Origin of the sequence: Deinococcus aetherius (genome assembly GCF_025997855.1) — a bacterium.
Classification (GTDB): domain Bacteria; phylum Deinococcota; class Deinococci; order Deinococcales; family Deinococcaceae; genus Deinococcus; species Deinococcus aetherius.
In genome coordinates, this window is the sequence record NZ_AP026560.1 from 133,177 (window position 1) to 149,834 (window position 16,658).

15 protein-coding genes and 2 pseudogenes are annotated in these 16,658 nt (G+C 67.5%); 11 read left to right on the plus strand and 6 right to left on the minus strand.

Annotated features, from left to right (window positions below):
* Window positions 1-56: 56 nt before the first annotated feature.
* The 4 genes and pseudogenes from DAETH_RS00640 to DAETH_RS00655 form a co-directional block, all read left to right on the plus strand.
* Window positions 57-1,058, plus strand: coding sequence for a GNAT family N-acetyltransferase (locus DAETH_RS00640; protein WP_319993724.1), 1,002 nt, complete (start codon window positions 57-59; stop codon window positions 1,056-1,058).
* On the plus strand, window positions 1,055-2,023 hold the full coding sequence (locus tag DAETH_RS00645; protein ID WP_264776041.1) for a GNAT family N-acetyltransferase: 969 nt from the start codon (window positions 1,055-1,057) through the stop codon (window positions 2,021-2,023). The genes DAETH_RS00640 and DAETH_RS00645 overlap by 4 nt, the downstream gene beginning before the upstream one ends.
* The gene (locus tag DAETH_RS00650) at window positions 2,020-2,979 is read left to right on the plus strand and encodes a GNAT family N-acetyltransferase (RefSeq protein WP_264776042.1); all 960 of its coding nucleotides are present in this window, start codon (window positions 2,020-2,022) and stop codon (window positions 2,977-2,979) included. The genes DAETH_RS00645 and DAETH_RS00650 overlap by 4 nt, the downstream gene beginning before the upstream one ends.
* 36 nt (window positions 2,980-3,015) lie before the next feature.
* Window positions 3,016-3,975, plus strand: a pseudogene (locus DAETH_RS00655) (IS701 family transposase); the annotation flags it as partial.
* A gap of 36 nt (window positions 3,976-4,011) precedes the next feature.
* Here DAETH_RS00655 and DAETH_RS00660 read toward each other — a convergent pair.
* A complete protein-coding gene (locus DAETH_RS00660) occupies window positions 4,012-4,797 on the minus strand; it encodes an IS982 family transposase (RefSeq protein WP_264774389.1) in 786 nt (261 codons plus the stop codon).
* A 54-nt stretch (window positions 4,798-4,851) separates the two neighbouring features.
* On the opposite strand from DAETH_RS00660, the pseudogene DAETH_RS00665 reads away from it, so the two are divergent.
* From DAETH_RS00665 to DAETH_RS00680, 4 genes and pseudogenes are all read left to right on the plus strand, one after another.
* Window positions 4,852-5,100 (plus strand): annotated as a pseudogene (locus DAETH_RS00665) (IS701 family transposase); the annotation flags it as partial.
* A 666-nt stretch (window positions 5,101-5,766) separates the two neighbouring features.
* Window positions 5,767-6,453 carry an arginase gene (locus tag DAETH_RS00670; RefSeq protein ID WP_264776043.1) on the plus strand — a complete coding sequence of 229 codons (687 nt, stop codon included), beginning with the start codon at window positions 5,767-5,769 and terminating at the stop codon, window positions 6,451-6,453.
* Window positions 6,454-6,538: 85 nt separating this feature from the next.
* Complete coding sequence (locus DAETH_RS00675) at window positions 6,539-7,084, plus strand: VUT family protein (RefSeq protein WP_264776044.1); 546 nt, start codon at window positions 6,539-6,541, stop codon at window positions 7,082-7,084.
* Window positions 7,081-7,455: a hypothetical protein gene (locus tag DAETH_RS00680; RefSeq protein ID WP_264776045.1), complete on the plus strand. Its 375-nt coding sequence runs from the start codon at window positions 7,081-7,083 to the stop codon at window positions 7,453-7,455. The genes DAETH_RS00675 and DAETH_RS00680 overlap by 4 nt, the downstream gene beginning before the upstream one ends.
* A gap of 240 nt (window positions 7,456-7,695) precedes the next feature.
* Here DAETH_RS00680 and DAETH_RS00685 read toward each other — a convergent pair whose 3' ends face one another.
* Both DAETH_RS00685 and rimO read right to left on the minus strand, forming a co-directional pair.
* Window positions 7,696-8,838: a prepilin peptidase gene (locus tag DAETH_RS00685; protein WP_264776046.1), complete on the minus strand. Its 1,143-nt coding sequence runs from the start codon at window positions 8,836-8,838 to the stop codon at window positions 7,696-7,698.
* A gap of 99 nt (window positions 8,839-8,937) precedes the next feature.
* Complete coding sequence (rimO, locus tag DAETH_RS00690; RefSeq protein ID WP_264777358.1) at window positions 8,938-10,416, minus strand: 30S ribosomal protein S12 methylthiotransferase RimO; 1,479 nt, start codon at window positions 10,414-10,416, stop codon at window positions 8,938-8,940.
* Window positions 10,417-10,660: 244 nt separating this feature from the next.
* Here rimO and DAETH_RS00695 point away from each other — a divergent pair, with 244 nt between their 5' ends.
* From DAETH_RS00695 to DAETH_RS00705, 3 genes are all read left to right on the plus strand, one after another.
* The gene (locus tag DAETH_RS00695) at window positions 10,661-11,068 is read left to right on the plus strand and encodes a transposase (protein WP_264776047.1); all 408 of its coding nucleotides are present in this window, start codon (window positions 10,661-10,663) and stop codon (window positions 11,066-11,068) included.
* A gap of 94 nt (window positions 11,069-11,162) precedes the next feature.
* Complete coding sequence (gene ygfZ, locus DAETH_RS00700) at window positions 11,163-12,041, plus strand: CAF17-like 4Fe-4S cluster assembly/insertion protein YgfZ (RefSeq protein ID WP_264776048.1); 879 nt, start codon at window positions 11,163-11,165, stop codon at window positions 12,039-12,041.
* Complete coding sequence (locus DAETH_RS00705) at window positions 12,034-12,471, plus strand: hypothetical protein (RefSeq protein ID WP_264776049.1); 438 nt, start codon at window positions 12,034-12,036, stop codon at window positions 12,469-12,471. The genes ygfZ and DAETH_RS00705 overlap by 8 nt, the downstream gene beginning before the upstream one ends.
* 305 nt (window positions 12,472-12,776) lie before the next feature.
* Here the strand turns inward: DAETH_RS00705 and DAETH_RS00710 are convergent, their stop codons facing one another.
* The 3 genes from DAETH_RS00710 to DAETH_RS00720 form a co-directional block, all read right to left on the minus strand.
* Entirely contained in the window at window positions 12,777-13,787 is a 1,011-nt protein-coding gene (locus DAETH_RS00710) for an ABC transporter permease (protein WP_264776050.1), read from the minus strand.
* Window positions 13,787-14,809 carry an ABC transporter permease gene (locus DAETH_RS00715; RefSeq protein ID WP_264776051.1) on the minus strand — a complete coding sequence of 341 codons (1,023 nt, stop codon included), beginning with the start codon at window positions 14,807-14,809 and terminating at the stop codon, window positions 13,787-13,789. Before DAETH_RS00715 ends, DAETH_RS00710 begins: the two co-directional genes overlap by 1 nt.
* Window positions 14,810-14,894: 85 nt before the next feature.
* Window positions 14,895-16,619 carry an ABC transporter substrate-binding protein gene (locus DAETH_RS00720; protein ID WP_264776052.1) on the minus strand — a complete coding sequence of 575 codons (1,725 nt, stop codon included), beginning with the start codon at window positions 16,617-16,619 and terminating at the stop codon, window positions 14,895-14,897.
* Between the last annotated feature and the right edge of the window lie 39 nt (window positions 16,620-16,658).

A 16,658-nucleotide genomic window follows, 5' to 3' on the forward strand; every position in this document is an offset into this window, starting at 1 on the left:
GACATAGCGCAATGGGCGGATGCGTCCCCGTCGCCGGGCGGGGCAGGATGGGAGCGATGAACGTGACCCAGACCAGTTTTGTCCTGCGGGACCTCCGCAAGCCCGCCGACTACCCGGACGCGGCGTGGGTCCTGACCGCCGCCAACCCCGAGTGGCCCGTCACCCCCGAACTCCTGGCCGTGTGGGACGAGGCGACCGACCCCAGCCTCTTCATGACCGAAGCCGTGGCCGAGGTCGGGGGCCGGGTGGTCGGCGTCGGGCGCATCGGACACGACGACTTCGCCTTCGAGGAGTGGCGCTACTGGGGAAACCTCAGCGTCCACCCGGAAGCGCGGGGGCGCGGCATCGGCTCGGCGCTCTACGACACGCTGCTGGAGCGCGTGAGGGCCCGGGGCGCCCGCGAGGTCCGCACCATGCTCACCGACGCGCCACACCACGACTCGGGCCGCGCCTTCCTGGAACGGCGGGGCTTCCGCGTCACCTGGGAGCGGTACGAGTCGCGCCTGAACACGGCGGAGGTGGACCTGGGCGCCTTCGGCGATCTGCTCGCCCGCGTGAGCCAGGAGGGGATCGAACTCCGCAGCATTGCCGAACTGGCGGGCGACCCCGAGCGCGACCGCAGGCTGTGGGAACTCGACTGGCTCCTCTTCCAGGACGTGCCGATGGGGAACGCCCTGACCAAGCGGCCCTTCGAGGCGTGGGTGAAGCAGGAGGTGGAGGACCCGACCTTCGCGCCGGAGTTGTCCTTCGTGGCCCTGCGTCCCGGGCTGGACGACCCCCTCACCGGCCCCTACGTCGGCTACACGACCCTGATGCTGACCCCCGGCGGCGCCTACGTGATCGGCATGACGGGCGTGCGGCGGGAGGACCGGGGCCGGGGCGTCGCCAAGGCGCTCAAGGTGGCCGCCATGCGGGCGCTGATGGAGCGGGGCGGCGGCGAGATCCGCACCATGAACGACAAACCCAACGCCGCCATGCTGGAGATGAACCGGGCCCTGGGCTTCCGGCGCGGCCCCACCCACTTCCGTTACGAACTGCGGCTAGGCGGTGAGGCGTGAACGTCCGCGAGGCCGAGAGCGCCGACTACCCCGCCCTCGCCGACCTGCAAGGGGCGGTGTGGCCCGACCACGCCACGACCGGGGACCTCCTCGCCCACGAGGACCGTGAACTGCGCGACCATCCCCGGCGGCCCCACCTCTGGCGCGTCGTCGCCGAGGAGGGCGGGCAGGTCGTCGGCACCGCCTACGCCATCCAGTACCCGGGGATGTTCCACCCGGGGCGCTACCACGTGGACGTGTTCGTCCACCCGGGGGCGCAGGGACGGGGCGTGGGCCGGGCGCTCGCCGGGAGGCTCGACGGCCACCTGAGGGAACGCGGTGCCCGGGAACTGCTCTCGGGCACCCGGGAGGACTGCCCGCGCGGCCTCGCCTTCCTCGACAAGCAGGGCTTCAGCGAGGTGATGCGCTTTTTCGACAATGTGCTGGCCCTGGACGAGTTCAACCCGGCCCCCTGGGGAGACGCCGCCCGTCTGCCCGCCCCCTACCGTCAGGTGACCCTCGCCGGACTGCTCTCCGAGGTGGGGGAGGAGGCCGCCTGGCAGGCCTATTTCGACGCGGTGGAGGAGATTCGGGAGGACGTGCCCTGCACGGGGGAGGCCACCCCGCTCGCCTTCGAGCACTTCCGCAAGCGTGGAGAAGACCCGCGCTTCATGCCGGAAGGCGTCTACTTCGCGTTGACCCCCGCTGGTGAAGTCGCAGCGATGACCGAGCTGTACACAGACGGCGTGGACCCCGCCAAACTACACACCGGCCTCACGGGGGCCCGCCGCGCGCACCGCAGGCGGGGGCTGGCGCTGGCCCTCAAGCTCGCCGCCCTCAACTTCGCCCGGGGACGGGGGACGACGAGCATCTGGACGGGCAACGCGACCACGAACGCCCCCATGCTCGCCCTCAACACCCGCCTGGGCTTCCGCCCCCGGCCCGCCTGGATCGAGATGCGGCGCGGCGCGGTGGAGGACGTATGATCTTTACCGTTCGGCCCGTTCGGGACGGCGAGTGGGACGCCGCCGGACGGGTCTACACCCTCGCCCTGCCCCATGACCCCTTCAGCGGGGCCGATTTCCGCAAACGGGATGCTGAGCAGCGCGGCTGGGGCTACACCACCGCCACCCTCGTCGCGCTGGACCCGGACGGGGAAGTGGTCGGCGTCGCCTCGTACTCCCAGAACCCCGGCGCCTACCACCCCCGCCGCTACACGCTGGAGGTCGCCGTGCACCCGGAGCGGCAGGGACAGGGGATTGGGCGTGCCCTCTGGGACGCGCTTCACGCCGATCTGACCCGGCACGGCGCCGAGGCTGCCCGCGTCCTGGCCCGCGAGGACCACCCGGTCGCCCCCGGCTTCCTGACCCGGCGCGGCTTCACGGGGGACAAGCGGTACTTCACGAGTTCGCTCGACCTGACCGCCTTCGACGAGGCGCCCTACCGTGCCCTGGAGGACCGACTGGGGGCCCGGGGCGTGGGCGTCCGCAGTCTCACCGAGTTGCGCGCGGCGGGCACACCCGACCTCGCCGCCCGCCTCCACGCCCTGATGAGTGACGTGCGGGGGGACGTGCCCCGCGCCGAACCCGCCACGCCCCTCTCCCGCGAGGTCTTCGAGGAGGCCGTGCTGAATGATCCCGGCCTGCTCCCGGACGCCTACCTCGTTGCTGAGCACGACGGTCGCTGGATCGGGCAGACCAACCTCTTCCGCTCCGAGGCGAGCCCCGATCTCCTCACCGGCCTGACGGGCGTCACGCGCGAGTGGCGCGGCCAGGGCGTCGCCACCCTGCTCAAGTTGCGCGCGATCCGGGCGGGCCGTGCCCTGGGCGGCACCCTGATCCGCACCGACAACGCCAGCGACAACGCGCCCATGCTCGCGGTGAACGACCGCCTGGGCTTCGTGCGCGACCCGGCGAGCGTGAGCTATGTCTGGAGGCGTTAGTACTACAGCCGCAGTTAAGGAGCGGTAGACTTAGCGATGCCGCGTTCCAGCGCACCTCCTCGTCCGCACCAATGGTCGGCAGACCTCGGCACGCTCCACCAACGGATCGCCCCTCGGTTTGCCCGCAGTGAACAGCGTCAGCGTGCCCTGGCCTACGTACAGGCCCTCCTGAGTCCCGTCGAACGCAAGAACGGCTGGTAAGTGGCCGAGCGGATCGGTGAACACACCCCGGATGGGGTGCAACGCTTACTGTCTACCGCGCAGTGGGACGCGCAGGTCGTGCGTGACGACCTGCGCGAGTACGTGCTGGATCATCTCCAAACGCCTGAGGCGATCCTCGTCCTCGATGAGACCGGCTTCCTCAAAAAAGGCACCAAATCCGTCGGGGTTCAACGGCAGTACAGCGGGACCGCTGGTCGAATCGAGAATTGCCAGATCGGCGTTTTCCTGGCCTACGCGACGCCGAATGGCACGGCCCTGATCGACCGGGAACTCTTTTTGCCCAAGACCTGGATCGACGACCCTGCCCGTCGGACCGCGGCCAACATTCCCGACAGCATCACTGCGGCCACCAAACCACAACTTGCGCTCGCCATGCTCCGGCGAGCGTTCGACGGCGGCGTTCACGCCGCCTGGGTGACGGGCGATGCGGTGTACTCGGCCTACAACGTTCGAGACGTTCTCGAACAGCGACAGCAGCCCTACGTCCTGGAAGTTGCTGCCAACTTCCACGTGTGGGTTTGGCAGCAGGGCGGTCCGGCACAACTTCATGTGGCCGATCTTGCTGGGCAGTTTGAGCCGCACCAGTGGCAGACCTTGAGTGCGGGCTCAGGCAGTAAGGGCGAGCGGCTGTTCGACTGGGCATGGGTGAGTGTGACCGAGTTGATGGGTCCCGCCGTGGCGGCGGGACTCGGGCCGATCCTGCCCGCCGGGTTCCAGCGTTGGGTCCTGGCTCGTCGTTCGCTCAAGGACCCGACCGACCTCGCCTACTACATACCGCGAATAGGGATTGACTCGGAGCGCCAAGTGTGATTAGGCGGGGAGGTCAAAGAACTTGAGGTTGTGGGCGAGGACGAGGAGGGCGACCTTGAGCCGCAAGCTCGCCATCGTCTTGACCTGCCCCCACCGCAAGCCGGAACCCACCAGCACCGAGAACGCCGACTCGATGATCTTGCGGGCAGCCGCATATTCGTCTTTCCAACGAGGGTCAGGACGCTTGGCATTGCTTTTGGGTGGCGTCAGGTACGTGCCGGACTGATAGCCTTTGTCCCCAATCTGCTTCGGCCCACCGAAGGTGGGCCAGTCGCGGTTCATCACGCACCCGACGGTGAAGTCATGCTCGTTGGCGGGCCGGAGCACGTACTGGGCGATTTTGCCATTCAGGGTCGTCCAGGCATGCAGCTTGAACCCATACACCGGGCCGGAGGTACTGAAGCCGTGTCGTGCCCCCTTGAACTTGCAACGGGGAGCGCGCTTGAAGGTGCAGACTGGGAGGGGTTCGGAGTCCACGGCCACGAAGTCCAGTGCCTGGACTTCGACACTCGCGCCCTCGATCACAGGGGTCAAGCGTTCCAGCCGGGTACGGGCCTGGACCTCCGAAGGGTAATGGGGACAGTGGTTGAGTTTGAGCATCCTCCACCAGCCCCTGAAGTAGGGTGCTTTGTGAATCCGCTGCAATAGGGCCACCGCCACCAATTCGGCGTCACTGATCTTCTCGTGGGGGTGGACCAGCTTGGATGGCATCTGGGGGGTCAGCCAGACCGTCAGGCGTCGCAGGGCGTCGGGAATGGGGAGTAGACTGAGGTCGGGACGGCACATGAGCACCGTCCCTTTGCCATTTCTCCCCCCACCCTGTCAACCCCTATTCGCGGTTACATCTCGTTCGCTCCGTCGAGCACGACCTTGGCAGAGGTCGTGCGAGCTGCTGGATCACGTTGGGCTATTGAGGTCGCGTTCGAGATGGCCAAGGGTGAGGTGGGCCTCGATCAGTACGAGGTCCGCTCGTGGGTGGGCTGGTATCGGCACATCACCTTGGCCATGCTGGCCCACGCCTTCCTGACCGTGGTCGCTGCCCGCGAGAAAAAGGGGGGTCGGCGACCGACCAAGACCTCATCCCGCTAACCGTGCCCGAAGTGCGCCGCCTCTTGCTCTTGGTCTTGCCGCAGAACAAGTCAAAAGCGCTGGTGTGGAGGTGGTCCTGGTGGCGCCGACTTCACCAAGCACGAGCCCGGCAAAGCCACAGGCGCCGCCAACAACGCTGGCTCTCCTCCCGCTAACTGCGGCTGTAGTACTAGGGTTCGGCAATGAGGCACACGGAATCTTCAGCTCGCTAATAATTTAGGTTTGCCGTATTTATCAAAGAAAGGAGCAAGAGCAGGGGCATAACCCAGCGGACTCCCTCCCCTTACCCCTGTACGGGGTTAGCCACTCATTTTGCTCGTGTGCTAATTTCTTTTATGGCAAAAAAGTTTGTACTGGCAAACTGGCTTGATATTGTGGTAGTGGCATTGCTCTTTATACTTATTCCTTATTTAACAAGAAGACTTGCGAATAACTGGGGGTTTTGGAGCTGGAGGGGGTGGCTAGCAGCCTTTGGTCTAACTGTGTTAATAGTTCTTCTGCCATTTCAACTTCTAAACATAGTGTTGAGCGCTCGCCGTACCAAGCATTAAGACGAGATTATAAAATGAACAAGGAAAGGAGCCTGAGCCCCGGCTGTGAGAGGATGGAGAGCAGCGAACTAAAAAGCTCACCCCCACCCGGCGACCCCCGCCACGTTTCTCCCCCATGCTCCTGAGCCTCGACTGGGACGCCTTCAGCGGCACCGTTCCCCTAGTCTTCGACGCACCGATCTGGGGCACCCGTGACCGCGAGCGCGACCGGCTGGAGGCGTGGCGGGACCGGGCCCACAGACGTGACCCGCGAGCCGAGGGCTGGGCGTCCCTTGCCGCCGACTTCCCCCTCTACCCGGGCTGGGAGGAGGTGGAACGCTACGCTGGAGTTCCCGCCGCCGTCACCCTCACGCACGCGGACGCCTGGGAATGGCTTCAGGCCCACCCGGGCGAGGACGTGCTCAACGTGGACAGCCACCACGACCTCTTGAGCCTGAGCGGCGACCCGGGGCGGGTGCGGCCCGGCAACTGGGCGGGGCTGGGGCTGGGCGCGGGGCTGATTCGCCGTTACACCTGCCTCTACCCCGACTGGCACGCGGAGTTGCCCGTCGCCGAGGGCTTCGACCTGGGGCGGACTCGCGGAGAGATAGAACTGCACCTCCCGCCTGAGGTGCTGGAGCGGGTAACCCTTCAGCGCATGGCCCACCCCGGCGTGGGCCTCCCCGACCCTTCAGGGGTGAACGCCGTCCTCCTCGTGCAGTCACCCGCGTGGACGAGTCCGGCGCATGACGCGGCCTTTCTGGGGCTGGCCCGCGCATTGAATGCTGTTCCGCTGACGCCGCCGCTGGACCGTTCAGGGTGAGGGGGCCTTCCTTTTTCGCCGCCGCGCACCTGCTACCTTTTGACGCGGCCCGTGACCTGTCCTGTCGCTGTGGCCGGAGGACGCCGTGACTATTCCTGTTCTGCGCCGCACGACCGTGCTGCTGACGTTGCTGTACGCCCTGAGCATCCTGCTCGCCAACCTGACCCTGAATCAGTTCATCCCCCTGCCCGTCTTCGGGCTGCTCAGCGTGGGGACGATCTTTTTCGCGGCGGTCTTCACCCTGCGTGACCGCATCCACCGGGAGGGGGGCCTCCGGGCCGTGTACCTCGCCATCGCGGCGGCTTTGATCGTGAACACCGTCGCCGCGCTGCTGACGGGCACTCCATGGCGCTTTATCGGCGCGTCGTTCCTGGCGATCCTGGTGGGCGAACTCGCCGACACCGCCGTGTACCAACGCCTGATCCAGAAGAGCTGGTGGACCCGCGTCCTGACGAGCAACGCCGTGAGCGTGCCGCTCGATTCCGTCATCTTCACGCTGCTCGCCTTCTGGGGTGACATGAGCACGCGCGACATCCTCCAGATCATCTTCGCCGACATCCTCGCCAAGTACGCCATCGCCGCCCTGTTCGCCCTGCGGGTGCGCCACGCCGCCCGCGCCGCCGCCCCGTGACCGTCGTCCCTGTTCCCGCCGAGCGACTGAAGACCATCGCCAACACGAGGCCGGGGGTGCACACCGTCGTCGAGCACGTCCTGCACCTCCCCGAACTGTGCCCGGTGACCCACAACCCGATGCCGGGCAGCACCCTCACCCTGCGGTACGCGGCGGGCGGGCGGTTGCTGGAACTGTTCAGCCTCGACGCGTACATCGACGCCTTCGTGGGGCACCCGGTCGTGCGCGACATGGAGTTCTTCGTGCAAACGGTCGCCCAGGACACCGCCGATGCCATCGGGGCCGAGGTGACGGCGAGCGCCGACGTGCGGTTCAAGGGACTCAGGCAGGAGCAGCGGGTGACGGTGGTGGCGCGGCCCGAGGTGGGCTGACCGCAGGGCCGGAGGGGTACGCTTGGGCATGGCGAACCGGAACCTGTTCATGTCCGGCGTGGTGGGGTGGGCCCGACAGATCACGGGCGAGGGCTCGACACAGGAAAGCCCTCCTCACCGTCTTCGTGGCGACGGTGAGGAGGGGCTGGGTGTTCCCGTCCCCGTCGGCCCCCGTCCCATCAGAGGTGGTGCCCACGCCGCTTTCCCTGAAGACGTGGAGGACGACCCGACCTCCTCCTGCTACAACCCCAGCATCCCCCGGTAACCCTGCACGATCGCGCCGCCCCAGATCAGGGCGACGACCGCGCCCAGCGCCAGGTAGGGACCGAACTTCACCCGGTTCTCCTTTTTCAGGGCGAGTTGCAGCAGCCCCAGCATCGCCCCCGCCACGACCGCCACGACGACCGCCACGAGCAGCCGCTCCCATCCCAGGAACGCGCCGATCACGGCGGCGAGCTTCACGTCCCCGAAACCCATCGCGCTGGGGTCGAAGGGGGCGTCAGCCTCTCCCTCGGGCTCGCGCCTCAGCCACCAGTACATGCCCGCCACGAGCGAGGCCGCGCCCGCCGCCGCGAGTGCCCCCTGCACCATCAGGATCAGGCCCGGCCCGAAGCCGCTGCCCCCCAGCGCCACGCTGACGAGGAAACCGCCCAGCGTGACGACCTCCGGCACCCGGACAACCCGCCGCGCCGCGAGGTTGACCGCCGCCGAGACGAGCGCCGCCCCCAGCCCCCACCACGGCCCCAGCCAGGCGCCCACGAGCAGGGCGAGGCTGATCTGCTGGTAGCCGATGGGAGCTTCCGGGTACTGCCGCTCCCGGAACCGCCGGAGCACCCAGGACCCGATCAGGTCGATGGTGACGAGCAGCCCCGCGCCGAGCAGGGCACCCTGCACCGCGCCCTGAAAGGTCGGGAGTCCGGCCTCCGCTGCCCCCGAGCGCGTGTTCAGGAACGCGAAGGCCAGCCCCAAAGCCACCCCCGGCAGCGTCAACTCATCGGGAATGGTGTACGTGTCGAGGTCGATGGCGCTCGCCACGAGGAGCAGGGTGAACAGCGCCATCAGCCCCAGCGTGCCCGCCCCGTAGGTGGTCAGCGGGAAGAGGACCGCGATGACGGCGTAGCCCAGGCCGGTCAGCGCCTCCACGACCGGGTAACGGCTCTTGATCGGCGAGCGGCAGTAGCGGCACTTGCCCCCCAGCGCGAGCCACGAGCCGACCGGCACGAGGTCCACGGGAGAGAGGCGGTGATCGCAGCCGGGACAGTGGCTGGGCGGAAAGGCGACGTTTTCCCCGCGCGGCAGCCGCCAGACCAGCACGTTCGAGAACGAGCCCACGAGCAGCCCGAGGACACCCGCGAACACCACGAGGAGAAGGTCGAGACTCACGGGCAGAGTTTAGGCCGCCCAGTCTGACAGGGAGCTTGCGGGGACCGGGCAAGGGAAGGGGCGCGGCTCACCCGGCCCGTACCCCCGTTCCCTCCCCGCTCAGTGCTTGCCGAAATGCCCCAACAGCGGCACGTTCGGGCGCCACTCGGGCCGCTCGACCACCTCGCCGTAGAGGTCGTACTCGTCGCTGTCCTCGATGCGGGCCCGCACGATGTCGCCGATTTTGACCTGCCCCACGAAGTCACCCGCGTACAGGTACACCTGCCCGTCGATGCCGGGGGCGTCGCCCTTGGTCCGGCCAATCAGACGCGTGCCCGGCAGGTCGCCCTCGTCGTCGTTGAACTCGTCGATGATCACGTCGAGGACGTGCCCCACCTTCTCCGCCAGCTTCTCGGCGCTGATGCGCTGGGCGATCTCCATGAAGCGGGCGAGCCGTTCCTGCTTGACCCCCTCGGGCACGGCGTCCGGCAACTTGTTGGCGTCCGCCTCGTCCACATCGGAGTAGGGGAAGGCGCCCACGCGGTCGAGCCTCGCCTCCTCCAGGAAGGTCAGCAACTCCTGGAAGTCCTCCTCCGTCTCGCCCGGGAAGCCCACGATGAAAGTCGAGCGGATAACCAGCTCCGGGCAAATCTCACGCCAGCGGCGGATGGTGTCGAGCTGCTTCCCCGCACCGGGTCGCCGCATCAGCCGCAGAATCCTGGGCGAGGCGTGCTGGAGGGGCACGTCGAGGTAGGGGAGAATCTTGCCCGCCGCCATCAACTCCACGATCTTTTCCACGTGCGGGTACGGGTAGACGTAGTGCATCCGCACCCACGCGCCCATCTCGCCCAGCTTCTCCGCGAGGTCGGTGAGGTGCGCGCGGATCTGCCCGCCCTGGAACTCGCTCTCGCGGTAACGCACGTCCACCCCGTACGCCGAGGTGTCCTGCGAGATGATCATCAGTTCCTTCGTGCCGCCCGCGATCAATCGGTAAGCCTCGTACAGCACGGCGCCCGCGTCGCGCGAGACCTGCCGCCCGCGCAGCTTGGGGATGATGCAGAAGGCGCAGGTGTGGTTGCACCCCTCCGCGATCTTCACGTAGGCGTAGTGGCGGGGCGTGAGCTTGACGGAGGGGGCGAACACGTCCCCGTGGCGCGTCGCCTCCCGCTCGGGGCGCATCCCGGGGGCGGCAACGGGCAGCAGCCCCGTGAAGGCACCCGTCTCGATGGGCAGCAGCTCGCGCACGTGGCCCATCACGTCGTCCACCGCCTCTGACCCGGTGATCGCCGCGACCTTGGGGTGCCGTTCCAGAATCTTCTCGGGGCGTTCGCCCAGGCAGCCCGTCACGATCACCCTGCCCGTGGCGTCCAGCGCCTCGCCGATGGCGCTCAGCGACTCCTCCACGGCGGGCGTGATGAAGCCGCAGGTGTTGACGATGACAGCGTGCGCGTCCTCGTAGCTGGGCGCGACCTCGTACCCTTCCGCGCGCAGTTGGGTCAGGATGCGTTCGCTGTCGACAAGGGCTTTCGGGCAGCCCAGGCTGATGAAGCCGACTTTCTTCGTTTGGTTCGCCGTGCCGGGCACGGGCCCATCTGCAATGGTCAAGGTCAGGTCCCCTTCGCTCACGCGCCGCGTATCACAAAAGAGGGCGCGGAGACTTCCAGCCGAGCAGTCTACAGGGCCGGAGGAGGGGAGAGGTAGGGCAGGTGTCACACCCGACCGGGTGGGAGGGAGAGGACGTTCAGCCCCAACGCGCGAGCGACTTTCGCCTGTCGGTGATCGAAGGTCAGCACCAGCACGGTGAGGTGCAGTCAGGTCAAGCCCACGGGGCCCCTGCCAGGCCATGTGTATCTCCTGGGTCTGGCTCTACCGCAACGAAGAGCCTGAACAACGCTTCGTGATGTCCAAGCTCGATCCGGGGGGCAAGTACCTGACTCGGCTGGGGAAGCGCCGGTGGCGCATTGAAGCCTTTTTCAAGACCGTCAAGGGGCGCTTCGGGCTCGAAGGCTTCGCCCAGCACAGCAAACAGGGGGTCGTGCGCTGGTGGTGCCTCTCTGGAGCGGCCTTTCTCCTCTGCCCTCTCCAAGACCTCGATCTGCCCGAGGGGGGAGCGACCATGTGGCCCGACGGGGGCGAGCTGGCGAGAACCGTACGGTTCTCGTTCGTCCCCGACGTGCGTCGCCCAGCACTTCAACTGGAACTGGACGCGCTCGACGCCTTCCAGCACGCACTTCTCGTCCCCTCAACCTAAACTGCAAGACGCCAGACTCTCCACCTCCCACTCACCGCCTGCCAGGCGCACCCACCACCCAATCCGCTTCCTCCTTTTCCCGTACCCTGCCCCCATGTGGACCCTCCTTCCTTCGAGCGCGCTGCGGCTGACGGGCGCCGACCGGGTGGACTTCGTGCAGGGGCAGATGACGAACGACCTGCGTGGGGTCGGGACACCGGGCATGGTCGCCTGCTGCTTTCTCAACGTGCGCGGCCAGATCGAGTTCTTCGCGCGGGCATACAAGCGCGAGGGGGACGTGTACCTCCACCTCGACGCCGGGCAGGCAGGGGGGCTGGCGGCCCGGCTGCGGCGCTACATCATCTTCGATCAGGTCGAGGTTCGGGACGTGTCGGAGGAACTGCGCACCGTCCACGTCTGGGGTCAGGACGTGCCGGGCTGGACACCTGAAGGGCCGCAGGTACAGAGCTTCGAGCTGGCGGGGGGAACCGTGCTCGGCGGGCGGGTGAACCGGACGGGAACCCCCGGCGTGGACCTCCACTTCCTCGCCCGGCAGGAGGACGCGGTGCGGGAGGCGCTCGGGGGAGGGGAGACCTCCCTTGACGCGTTGGAAGTGGCCCGGGTGTGGGCGGGCATCCCCGACGTGGTGCGTGACGGCTTCACGGGCACGCTGCCGCAGGAGGTGGGGCTGGACGTGGGCGGGCTCCTCCCCGTCATGAGTTACCGCAAGGGCTGCTACGTGGGGCAGGAGATCATGGCCCGGCTGGAGGCGCGCGGCAACGCCCGTTACCACCTGGGGCGGCTCGCGGGCGACGGGCTCCCCGACCACGCCGAGGTCACCCGCGAGGGCAAGGTCGTCGGGCAGGCGGGGGCGCACGCGGGGGGCCTGAGCCTCGCCCGATTGCGCAAGGAACTCTTCCCCGGCGACTGGGTGGAGGTGGGCGGCGTGCCCGCGACCGTGCAGGCCCTCACCCCCGCCCCCGCCGATGTTTGAGGCGCTCGCCCGCGACCTGCGCGCCGGGACCCCCGCCGACCTCACCCGCGCCGCGCGGCGGGCTCTCGTCGCCGCCTTCCTGGTCCTCGCCGTGCCGGGGCTGCCGCTGGGGGGCCTGTACCTCCTGACCCGTCCCGCGCTCCTGCCCGCCGGGTGGGTGGCGGCCCTCGTCCTGCTCGCCGCCGTGCTTGCCGCCGCAGGCCTGCATCTCGCGCGCCTCGCCGCCCGCGACCCCGCGCGGCCGGGGGCTCAGGTCGCCCTGACGGCCGCCATGCAGGCCGGAACCGCCCCCGCCGTCCCCTTCCTGCTCGGCTGCGTCTTCTTCCAGCAACCTGCCGCCCTCGCCGTGCTGTGGCTCGTGTCGGCCCTCGCCTTCGTCCTCGCGTGGGGAAGCGTGCCCGGCTGGGTGAAGGTGGCGGGTGAGCGGTAGGAGAGGATCGTAGAGGGGGCAGCTTTTCTTTTGCTCCTCCCCCTGCGGTAAGGAGAAGGAGAAGGTCGGGTTGGCAGGGCCTTTTGCTCCCTTCCTCCCTGCGGGGGAGGGGGTGACGAGCGAAGCCCGTCCTGCCTCTTGACGACGCAAACGGGTTCTTCGTCAGTTTCGCGCTGCGCATCAAGTATCTGGGAGAGAGACTGGTGGGTGAGCGGGCAGGGCATCCCACGAAAACAGAACGTCTCCTCCTGCACAACAAAAACGCCCCTCGGCCTTCACACCGGGGGGCGTTTCCTGCTCTTCGCTCAACGGCTCTTGGGGTCCAGCGCGTCCCGCAGGCCGTCGCCGAAGAGGTTGAACGCGAGGCTGAAGATCACGATGAAGAGGGCCGGGAAGACCAGCACGTACCAGTAGTCGGGCTTGAGCCAGGGCCGCGCGAACTCGACGAGCTGGCCCCACTCGGCGTACCCGCTCTCGAAGCCCAGCCCCAGGAAGGACAGGGCCGCCACGCTGAGCGGAATGGTGCCCAGGTCGAGCACGGCGAGCGTGAGGACGCTGGCGAGGCTGTTGGGAACCACGTGCTTGAGGATCAGCCTCCAGTCGCGCGCCCCCAGCGACCGGGCCGCGTCCACGTATTCGAGCTGCCGGGTGCGCAGCACGTCGCCGCGCACCACACGGGCGTATGAGGCCCAGCCCGCCACGCAGAAGGCCAGGATGATCGGCCCGGTGGGATCACCGCCCGGACTCTTGGCGCGCAGGATGGTGAGGAGCACGACCGTCAGGATCAGGGGGGGCAGAGCGAACAGCACGTCGATGAATCGCTGGATCAGGTTGTCCACCCAGCCGCCGTAGTACCCGCTGACGGCGCCGATGATCACGCCGATGAGCAGCGTGATAGCGACGATGATAAAGGACATCTTGAAGGTGGTCCGGGTGCCCCAGATCAGCCCATAGAAGATGTTGTAGCCGTTGGAGGTCCCGAAAACGGCCTCCTGGCCCGGCGGCGTGGGCGTCGAGGAGAAGCTCAGGCGCTCGATGGCGTAGCAGCTCGCGGGGGGAGCGACCACCGCACGCCAGAAGGCGCCGCCCAGCGGGTTGTACACCTCGTTCGGAGAGGCAATGTTCAGGTCGCGCAGGCAGTTACCACCTGGCTTGGCGATCAGGGGCGCGAACAGCGCGACCAGTCCGAAGAGCAGGGTGATGATCAACCCGGTAACGGCGAGGCGGTTGCGCCGGAGCTTGCGCATCGCGGGGCCCGTCCAGAAGAGATTCCAGCGGCTGCGCTCACGGGTGGGGGCGGGGGCGGTGATCGTCATCAGTCGAACCTCACGCGGGGGTCCACGACCCCGTACAGGATGTCCACGACCGTGCTCACGACGACCACGATCAGGGCCGAGAGCAGTGCGAAGCCCAGCACGGCGGGAATGTCGAGCCGCAGCCCGGCCTCCACCATCCACAGGCCCACCCCAGGGTACCCGAAGATGAACTCGGTGATCAGCGATCCGCTCAGCAGGTTGATGATCAGAAAACCCCCCAGCGTCACGATGCTCAGCAGGGCGTTACGCCGGGCGTGCTTATTATTGACTACCCGGTCGGCCAATCCCTTGGCCCGCGCCGTGCGCACGTAGTCGCTCGTCAGCGCCTCCAGCATGTTGTTGCGCATCACCTTCACGATGGTCGCCGTGCTCACAACGGTCAGGGTCGCGGCGGGCAGGATCAGGTGCTGAAGCACGTCCCAGGCGATGTCCCAGCGCCCGTTCAGGGCCGCGTCGATGCTCAGCAGGCCGGTATAGTGCCGCAGGTCCCCGAGGGCGAACTGGTTGATGATGTTGACCTGCCCCGCGCCCGGCAGCCACCCCAGGTAACCGTAGAACACGGCGAGCAGCACGATCCCCAGCACGAAGGTGGGCAGGCTGTACCCGATAATGGTCAGCACGCGCAGGATCTGATCGATCAGCTTGTCCTTGTGCAGCGCGCTCAGCGTGCCCAGCGCGATGCCGAGCAGCAGGATGGGCAGGGCGGTGAGCAGCGTGAGTTCGATGGTGTTGGGCAGCCGCTCGCGGATGGTCTGAACCACATCCTGACCGCTGGCCCGCGAGAAGCCGAGGTCACCCTTGAGGGTGCTGCCGAGCCAGTTGCCGTACTGCACGACGAAGGGGTCGCGCAGGCCGCGTTCCTCGATAATGGCTTCCAACCGGGCGGCCTGCTGGTCGCTGCGGATGTACCCGGCGGCCCGCTGCTCGGGCGTGAGCAGTTGGGTCAGCCCGACGATGAACAGGGACAGGGCGAGCATCACCAGCGGAACCTGAATCAGGCGCCTGACGATGAAGTTGAGCATGGGGTCCTCTTCGGTGGGGCGGGGGGTAAACGCCGAAAGCGGGGGGACAGCCGTGTGTGACTGTCCCGCCCGCCGAGAATGCGGGTTACTTCTTGCTGAGGTCCTTCCAGAGGGTCCCGGTGTAGCTGAAGCTGGTCATCGGGTTGAACGTGGCCGCGCTCACGCCCTGGAGGTTGTTGCGGAAGAAGGTGTAGGCCACGGGCGCAGGAACGTTGATGTAGGGGGCCTGCTCGTAAACACGGTTGCCCACCAGGCTGTACAGGCGGTTGCGCTGGGCGGTGTTCACCGTCGCGCGGGCCTGCTCCAGCCACTTGTCCACCGAGGCGTCCTTGAAGTTGCTGCGCGGCGCGTAGAAGCCGTTGGACGAGTAGAAGGTGTACAGGAAGTTGTCCGGGTCGGCGTAATCGGGCGCCCAGCCGATCAGGATGACGGCCTCACGGCCCTTCTTGGAGTCGGCCAGCATCTCCGACCACTGCTTCTGCTGGATGTTGACCTTGAACTTGGGGTTCAGCGACTCGATGTTCCGCTTCAGGATCTCCATCGCGGTCTGCGAGGGCACGCTCCCCGCACGGTAGTTCGCGGTCAGGGTGAAGCCGTTCTTCCAGACGTTGCCGCCCCAGGCGCGCTGGAAGTACTGGCGGGCCTTCGCGGCGTCGAAGGAGTAGGTCTTGACCTCGGAGTCGTAGCCCGGGAAGGTGTCCGGCAGCAGCATGGTGCGCTGCTTGCCCTTGCCCTGCTGCACGTCCTGAATGTACTGCTGGTAGTTGAACGCGTGGCTGAAGGCGCGGCGCACGTTCACGTCGTTGAAGAAGTTCGCCGGGATGCCCTTGCCGTCGAGCTTGCCGCTGCCCAGCAGCGCGGGGTCCTGGATCTTCTGGTTCATGAAGATGGCGAACGCGCTCGTGTTGGGCAGGTTGTCGAGCCACGCCACGCCCGGCTTGCCCTTGATCTGCTGCTCGTCCACGCTGCGCCCGCCGCCCTCGATGATGTCGGCGTCACCACGCAGGAAGGCCTGCTGGCGCGCGGCGATCTCGGGCACCTTCTGGATCACGACGTTCTTGATTGCGGGCTTCTTGCCCCAGTAGCCGTCGAAGGCCTGAAGCAGCGTAGCGTTCGCGTCGCGGCGCACCAGACGGTACGCGCCCGTGCCGCTGGGCTGCTTGTTCAGGTTGCTGCCGGTCAGGTCCTTGCCGACCCAGTTCTTCCAGTCGGCCTCGGTGCCCTTCCACTCGCCGATGCTGATCGCGTGCTTGCTGTCCACGATGCTCTGCCCGGTGTAGGCGAGCTTGGCGAGGAACGCCGGGTCGGGCTTGGGCAGCGTGAAGACGAGCTGGCCCGCGTTGTTGCACTCGACGGCCTTGTCGATGCGCGCCCAGGTGATCGTCTTGTCGTCGTTGGCGTTGCTGCCGGTGCCCAGCAGCGACTCGGAGATGAACCAGTTGCCGCTCTCGGCGCTGTTGGTCACCAGGTTGCGCTCGAAGGAGTACTCGGCGTCACGGCAGGTCATCGCGTTGCCGGTGTGAAACTTGACGTTCTTGCGCAGGTCGAAGGTGACCGTCCGGCCGCCGTTGCTGATCGTCGGCAGCTTGCTGGCAAGCAGCGGTTCCAGGTCGCGCAGGCTGTTGCCCTTGTAGGTCAGCAGCGTCTCGTAGATGTTCTCCACGATGGCGCCCGAGGCCGTGTCGTAGGTCACGCCGGGGTCGAGCGTGGGGATGTCGGCGCTCTCCTGGATCACCAGGGTGTCCTTGGGAGAGGCGGCGAAGGCCGAGCCGACGAGCAGAAGGGTGCTGAGCAGAGCGAATTTCTTCATTGAGCCTCCCGAGTTTTGGTGCGGGCCGCGTCACAGCCT

Excerpts from the sequence above, each read along its gene's own strand:
- DAETH_RS00710 (WP_264776050.1), bottom strand. The coding sequence starts at position 13,787 with ATGACGATCACCGCCCCCGCCCCCACCCGTGAGCGCAGCCGCTGGAAT.
- DAETH_RS00715 (WP_264776051.1), bottom strand. The coding sequence starts at position 14,809 with ATGCTCAACTTCATCGTCAGGCGCCTGATTCAGGTTCCGCTGGTGATG.
- ygfZ (WP_264776048.1), top strand. The coding sequence starts at position 11,163 with ATGTGGACCCTCCTTCCTTCGAGCGCGCTGCGGCTGACGGGCGCCGAC.
- DAETH_RS00640 (WP_319993724.1), top strand. The coding sequence starts at position 57 with ATGAACGTGACCCAGACCAGTTTTGTCCTGCGGGACCTCCGCAAGCCC.
- DAETH_RS00695 (WP_264776047.1), top strand. The coding sequence starts at position 10,661 with ATGTGTATCTCCTGGGTCTGGCTCTACCGCAACGAAGAGCCTGAACAA.
- DAETH_RS00670 (WP_264776043.1), top strand. The coding sequence starts at position 5,767 with ATGCTCCTGAGCCTCGACTGGGACGCCTTCAGCGGCACCGTTCCCCTA.
- DAETH_RS00720 (WP_264776052.1), bottom strand. The coding sequence starts at position 16,619 with ATGAAGAAATTCGCTCTGCTCAGCACCCTTCTGCTCGTCGGCTCGGCC.
- DAETH_RS00650 (WP_264776042.1), top strand. The coding sequence starts at position 2,020 with ATGATCTTTACCGTTCGGCCCGTTCGGGACGGCGAGTGGGACGCCGCC.
- DAETH_RS00660 (WP_264774389.1), bottom strand. The coding sequence starts at position 4,797 with ATGTGCCGTCCCGACCTCAGTCTACTCCCCATTCCCGACGCCCTGCGA.
- DAETH_RS00705 (WP_264776049.1), top strand. The coding sequence starts at position 12,034 with ATGTTTGAGGCGCTCGCCCGCGACCTGCGCGCCGGGACCCCCGCCGAC.